The 7,268-nt window shown below is 51.5% G+C and carries 3 protein-coding genes; 1 reads left to right on the top strand and 2 read right to left on the bottom strand.

Annotated elements, in window-relative coordinates; genetic code table 11:
• A partial coding sequence (locus tag C266_RS06120) for a filamentous hemagglutinin N-terminal domain-containing protein (RefSeq protein WP_010804598.1) occupies nucleotides 1-2,362 on the bottom strand: 2,362 nt, incomplete at its 3' end.
• A 204-nt stretch (nucleotides 2,363-2,566) separates the two neighbouring features.
• Between C266_RS06120 and C266_RS27290 the strand changes: the two genes are divergently transcribed.
• On the top strand, nucleotides 2,567-5,221 hold the full coding sequence (locus tag C266_RS27290; RefSeq protein WP_144265726.1) for a hypothetical protein: 2,655 nt from the start codon (nucleotides 2,567-2,569) through the stop codon (nucleotides 5,219-5,221).
• Nucleotides 5,222-5,732: 511 nt separating this feature from the next.
• On the opposite strand, the gene C266_RS27285 is transcribed toward C266_RS27290, so the two are convergent.
• Nucleotides 5,733-6,923, bottom strand: coding sequence for a hypothetical protein (locus C266_RS27285; protein ID WP_144265725.1), 1,191 nt, complete (start codon nucleotides 6,921-6,923; stop codon nucleotides 5,733-5,735).
• Between the last annotated feature and the right edge of the window lie 345 nt (nucleotides 6,924-7,268).

Below are 7,268 nucleotides of genomic sequence, written 5' to 3'. Positions count from 1 at the left end.
CCTGATCAGACGCAGCCTTAGCCCGTGCTTGCGCATCGTCGGACTCCCGCTTTTGCGCTTCCAGCCGCTGCCCATCAAGGACAGCCTGCCGCTGAGCGTCCGCTTGCGCTTGGTCTGACGCGCCCTTAGCCCGCGCTTGCGCATCAGCAAGCTCCCGCTTTTGCGCTTCCAACCGCCGCCCATCAAGGGCCACCTTCTCCTGATCGAGAAGCGCCTGTTTCGCAGCCGCATCTGAAGCAAGTTTGGCAAGCCCTAACGCATCAATAGACTCCTGGGTTTGCCATTGGATCCTGGCGGCGTCATTCCACATGCGGATCGACTTTGCTAGCCCACTCACACCGTCTGCCACCTCCTCTGGCGAGAGGAAAGGATCGCCCGCGTCTCGGCGTTCAATAACCGCCCTAATGTCGGCATCATGGATATCTTTTATTGCCCTCAGCGCCGCCTCACGCTTCAGACGCGCTGCCGCCCCCTCAAGTACGTCGGCAAACTCAAAGCGACCGCCATCCATCCCCACAATCGACCGCCCCGTCTTTTCAGAGGTAAAACCGCGGGAGGCGCTGCTCCTCTTTGGCAAAGATACCTGCCCCGCCGCATTCGCCAAGACCCATTGCCCAGATGCTCCCACTCGAACCGCTTTGAGGCCCGCTGGCATGGCCTGAAGCACAGGAGAGCCCCCATCGACTTGGAAATCACTTATCACGAACACGCGTGAGGATTCGTTGGTGGTGCTGTTGCCAACTACCACCATGTCCCCCCAGTCAAATCGAACGACAATTGCCTCATCCCCAGATCCTCCCATAACCACGCTCTTGAGTGGGTTACCATCGCGGTCGTAAAGATGGCCTGCGCCATCGACATAGACGACCCCGTGAGATCCTGTCAGGAGGAACTGGCGAGAAAGAGGCGTTCTAGGTGATTCGGAAGCGGCAACAGGCGAAGTGTCAGTGCCGGATAATGATATGTCATCGCGAATCAACCCCACCTTTCCCCGATCCGCATATAGATTCGCGGATGAATCAAGACTTCGTCCATCGGCCGCATAAAACCCTCCATCGACACCGAGATAAACAGCAAGACTATCTTCGGTATAAATAGGGAGCAGGGCGAGAACCTCCTTCCCGAGGATATTCACCACATCGGCAACCGAGAGGAGGAGGCCAGAAACAACTATCGGCGCCGCCAATGAGATCTGCCCATTTGGGGCAAGTAGCGCGCCAGACATATCAAGCACGTTGCGAGCCGCGATCTGGATCGCCGCATTTTGGCCCATCGCATAAATCGTACTGGCTTCCGTTTGCGTAACGCTATTGGTGAGGCCCTGATCTCCCACGATGACAGACACGGGCGGCGAGGCGTCATCGCTGCCGGCCGTGATGTTGCCGGAAAGAGTAATGTCGCGCCCCTGAATGTCGACCGCACCCGCCGCAGCGCTGATCTCCCCGCCCACTTCCGTCGTGCCCGACGACGTCAGTGAAATCTTGCTGTTCGCCCCTTGACTGAGGTTGGTGACGCTCCCCGCGAGCAGCGCCTGCATGAGCGCGTTACTGCCCTGTGCGCTCAGGAGGATGGAGCCGTCCGCCTGCGATTGCCCGATGATCAGATCGCCCGAGTTTTGAACGAGGGCGTTCTGGGTGGCCTGATCAACGACGACATTCCAGTTGCCCAACTGGATCGTGGCCGCGCTCGCACTGACAAGCGCGATGCCGCGGCTATCCGCGTTGGGATCCGTGCCGGCGGTAATCGTGCCGGCATTGGATACTTGACTGGCGCCGAGCAGCGCCACAAAGGACTTGGCGGTGATATTGACGCCTGGCGCGACGGTCACAACGCCGGGCGGCACGGTGCCTGCAGACGCAGCAAACGCATAGTTGCCGTTCATGAAGTCGTTTTGATTGATGCTCAGCGTGGAAGCTACCAATCCCCCCACGTCCACCGAAGCACCCTGTCCGAACACCACCCCATTCGGGTTGACAATAAAAATCCGTCCATTCGCTTTCAGGGTGCCGAGGATCTGGGTGGGATCCGCACTGTAAACGTTATTGAGTGCAGCCGCAGCCCTATTAGGCTGATTGAACGTGACAGCCTCCCCTGCATTGATATTGAAGCTATCCCAATTAATTACAACGTTCTGACTGGTCTGCTGAATAACGAGATTCGGTTGGTTCGCCCCATTGATTCGGGGGCCTTCCTGTACTCCGCCTTGCACTACACTCCCCGTTCCAACTGCATAGGCCCGAGACTCAAACAAAGCGACTGCACAAAAACAAAGCCCCCGGCACAGCCGCATTAGCAACTGGGACGGGCGACCTTTCTTCGCAAAAATCAATTGGGAGTGAGCATGCTTCATATTGAAGCCCATACTCCCCCCTCCTCACCTCGCGAGGAATGGGCGAACGCCCATAATTCGAGGCAATCGATGTGCACCCCATGTTGGGCCGTCGCCCATTTTTGGGGAATGCCAAAGGTGAGCTAATGATTTGGCCACTATGTTAGGCATATTCGCGTTGAATGTGCCAATCAAAACATTGGCAATTCCTCTCTTTCGGTTTCAAGGAGCGCATTCATGTCAGACACAGATAATGTCAAGCTAATTTTAGCCAATAGCAAAAAAACCAATCAAATCAAAGCCCAAGAAGAGGCCACGATTAATTTATCCTTAACACTTGAAGCAAAAGATCGACCGGCCTTGCAGGTATATGTCGAGCTAGATAGCTCTCTTGAATTTAAATCCCCCCCCGCGATGAACTCGCTTTCGTCAACTACCTCGCCCCTGATATTCAGCAATTCCTATACGGGGCGTCCAAGCGGATCAATAACCAGCCCCAAATGGGGCGACTCTCAGAAGCAGCTACTTTTTGCTGAAATTCCCGAGCTTTCGGCATTTCCCGGCGACAAACCAACAACTCAAACAACTATAGAATGGGATATTAAAGTTACCCCAAAGATTGGCAATATAATTAAGAATCACCAAGTGCGAGCGTGGGTTGTCGCCAACGACGACGAGCCAGCCAAAGCGGCAAATCCGTTGAATTTATCCATTTTTCCACCCAAACCGGTGCTGACGACATTCTCAATTGCTGGCGACGCCAACATTTCACCGAACGAGAGCGGCGGATTCATTTTTCGCGACTTGACAATAGCATCGTCCACCATAGGCACAACCCTGCTTGGGGGCGTGAAGCAAGCATTTATTAGCTTCAGTTTGGATAAAAACAAATGGACGAATCCAGTTAAAGCGACGTATGCCAACGCTACGCTCACGGCCAATTCGATTCCCGTCCAGGCCACCGACGCAGATAAAAGCAAAGTTCTGTATGCGCGGGTTAGTTATGCGGAAGACGTTAATGATCTTACACCGTCAGAACAAGCCCTCATCTGGAGCGAATCGAAAGAGTTGGCAATAGTAAGAAATACGCCGCAGCAAACTCCGAACGCGGTCGCTACGGCTGCCTCGCACACCATCACCTTAACCATGGATAAGCCGGTTGCGGCTGAGCTTCCGCATGTAACCAAAGCGCAGTACTCCACCGCGGGGGGAAACGGACCTTGGCAGGATTTCCCCACTCTCCTTCCTGCTAAGGAAAGTAAATATACCGTCACTTTTGACGCGGAAAAAAAACCGAATGAGAGAAATCTTGAGAAAGCATTTTACGTTCGGGTAATGGATCGGTGCGGCGAAGGCAGCCCAGCTCAGCTCGTAAAGATCCCGGTGAATGCCTATGCAGCATTTATTTTTGTTCAAAACCCAATCCGATACAAGGCGCCAACAGATGCTTATGTAACCATTGTTGCCGGAAGCCTCGAAGAGCAAGCCGCAGGTACCGGATTTCACCTTCCCCCAGCAAAGGAGGTGAAAGTGAAATGGCCAAAGTCGATAAATTCCTTTTCGGAAAATCTCATCCCTACCAAGGTAGATTTAACAAAGGGAGATCCACCGAACGCAGTTTATCTCGCCAAAATTGAATTGAACGACCCAGAAAAAATAACGCAGCCCTCAGACTCGATTGAGGTGATTCTCACTGGGGACGCCATAGCCCTTACCGGAAAGGTTACGGCCCCCATTCTTGTCATCACCAACCAAAATCCGCCTTACACGGGAAAACCATTTTCTTATCTGCCACCAATTCCAGATTTCAAATTACAAAGAACAAAATTTATTGCAATCGCGGATTCTTTTTCTATTGTCGGAGATTTTTCCGGTGGACAACCCCCTGTGGAATACCCAGTTCTTGAGGCGAGAATAAGCTTCAACGACGGGAAGACATTCTCCGGACCAATCTCCACCGACTCGGGTTTCGAATACTCCTCAGACTCATCAAGATTTTCCATTAAAATTCCCAAGGAATTCCTTCCGAGTCCAAGTGACGCGGAATACGCCAACTCAAAATTGAAGATAAATTATAAGAATGACGAGGCATCAGCAAAGACCCATGAACTCGCGATTACCATCGACAACTCAATTTCTCCAATTTTGGCGGATGAAAGTGAATTGTCAATTTCGGGCGATACTCTTCATGCTGACGTTGTCGTGCTTTCCACGGAGAAAGAGATCCAAAGAGTTGAGTTCACGTGGAGCGAAGGGGGGACGAGCGAAATTATGACTGAACACGAAGCCGTACCAGGAAAAGAAAATCACCTTAAGTTCGATATTTCCACCCCTATTTCAAATTTAAATAACGGCGTCATTTACCCGGAAGCGACTTCTTTTACACGCGCCGGCGAGCCATACAAGGAACATCTACTTTTCAATTATGCATTTGAATTAATTGACATAAATGTCATTTTTGGCGGAACTCAAATAACTCCAACCCTCGCAAGAAATGGCCGCACCAAGTCGGCGACTTGTCAATTCCCGGCGGAGAAGCAAGGCGCATTGAGTATTACAATAACCCCGAAAATAAAAATGAAGCAGGTTAATGTTTACGGACTCCTTCATGGAGCCGGGATCGAGAATTTCGAATCTCCCACGATAGCCGTTGGACAAAATAAGGAAAGCCCTCTTTTGAAATGGAATGGAGCAAATCAGACAATGATTACTTCGCTCACGGATTTCTCGAAAACCACGCCACTAAAATTGACATTTCCTTTTAAGAATTTATCGGAAGCAATGACTTTTACGCTTTTTTTGGCAGATGAGGAGGATTTTGGGCCGGCAACAAAATCAACGTTTCAAAATAATACAAACTATATTTTTCACTTTAAATCTAAGCCTGTTTAGCCAGCAATTTTGACTCCAACGAGTTGACCGAAGGGGAGGGCGTCGGTCAACAGACACTGTCAAAAGTTGGGAGGTGGGACTTCTCGGAAGGTCGGACAGGAATTCCGCCCAGTCAGGTCGCGCAAGCGCCACCACCTCCAAACGCTGCAGTAGATGTGCAGCTTTCCCAAGGCCGCAAGCGCAAACATGCGCGTACACTCGACGCCCATCAGTTTTTGCCCAGCCAGCCGTTCTTCTCAATGCATCGTCTGCGCAAACTCTGTCTACAACGCAGAAAGCAGTTATTCCCTTTGTCGGCAAGCAGCCTCTCAAAAAAGGGGCCGGCACCAAATACGAGCTACGGGCCATCGCTCGCCTCTCGGGAACGACGGCCCCAACCCCTCGCGCTGGGCTACAAAGCCGTTCACAACCCATGGCCTACGCTCACCCGCTCCATGTCATCGCTAACGTCTGTAGTTCCTATTCCGAGGACTTGTTTTTTGCTCGTTGCAATCAATCTGAGAATTAAAACTCAGGTATTGCCAAGCAAGCGCAAAACGAAATTGACCTCCTTTTCAAAAGAACTATTAAGTGATGTACCGATGTTTTCCGGGTCCGAAAGCGTAAATTTCACGGAGCACTCGCCTACCACCCCCTCAATAGGAAGGACGACGGTAAAAGACTTATTTGCGGGAATATTATCAAGCGCAAGCACTTGGGTATTGTTGGTGCCATTCCAACGCTCAAGTCGTTTGCTATCCTCAGGTTGCTTCAATAGATCTGCCGCCGGGGCAACACTCACAGCGCCGTTATTTTGTCTGGCCAGATGCGTACCCACTAACGCAGCATCCACATTCACATAGCGCAATCCCACCGCCGGTGTGACAGTAAATTCGACTCGCAGGTTCTCACCGGCCTTAACGTGAAAAGGAGCGGACTTTCTCATACTACCGGTCCCTTCCATGGGCACGGTTTTCGGACTACCTTCCGCTATCACCACTTGAGCAACAACGTCGAACAGACCCTCTCCAGTCGGGAAAACGAAGTGTTCCGCGAGCTGGGTGCCGCCGCATGTCAGTTCCGCGAACAGTAGGGGATATAACGGCTCCGTTAGCGCTGCAACTAATGTCGAAAAATCGAATGCCCAACCATTGTCAGGACTGGGTATTGGTTGCGACCATCTAATCCGATCTGAGTTAACTTCAGCGTGCCCGGTCCAGCTAATCCCGAAGCGCTTGATGTCGTATATTCCAACTCCTTTGACGTGAAGTGAGCGACTTCCCCCGTCGCCATTTACAAAGGCAGAAATCTTGACGAAGGGTGATTTTTCGAGATCTGACGGGGCTGACGCGATTTCCAAATCCCGCATGATTTCCACACTGTGGCCAGCAGCGTCGGTTACAAGTATGTCCAACTCGGCGAGCCCCGGACTTTTTGGCTGTCCGGTCACAATCTCTGACGTCTCGCTTTTTTTAGACCAAATCAAGAATGTGGGGGTTTTTCTCTTCGTAATAACGTACGGTGGGACTCCCCCGTTCACGCTCAGCGTCCCCGCATAATCCGTATGGACTTTCCCGAAAGATTTTCCTGTGAAAGAAACATCTAACGGGGGCGGTGGCACGACGACATTCAGACTGTAGTTAAACCAGCCGTTACTCCCGGTCGCTTGTCCTCCGTGATTATTGGCATCAGTAGCGCCAGCATTGAAATGGTAAGTACCCACCGCCGGCGGAACTCCGTAAAGCAACCCAGATTGAGGGTCAATATGAAGCCAATCCGGTTTGTCTGTCCATAACTTGTAAACGTAAGGCTCTGCCCCCCCCCAGCGGCACATATTCTTTGTCGGCGACTCGCATAATCTTCATTTTGAATTCCCGTTACCAACAAATGAGGAGTAATAACAACGTTGACATCAGGCTCAAGAATTTTTATCGAATAGGTCTTCCATCCGTTGCCACCATGTTCCTGTCCACCCTGATCATCGGCGTCGGTGGCACCGACGAAGAATGAATAAGAGTGGCTAACAAAACCATGTCATCGAAAGAATGCTGATCGGCGTTAGAAGTGG

Source organism: Pandoraea sp. SD6-2 (genome assembly GCF_000389825.1).
Classification (GTDB): Bacteria; Pseudomonadota; Gammaproteobacteria; order Burkholderiales; family Burkholderiaceae; genus Pandoraea; species Pandoraea communis.
This window is presented reverse-complemented; position numbering and strand designations above follow the sequence as displayed.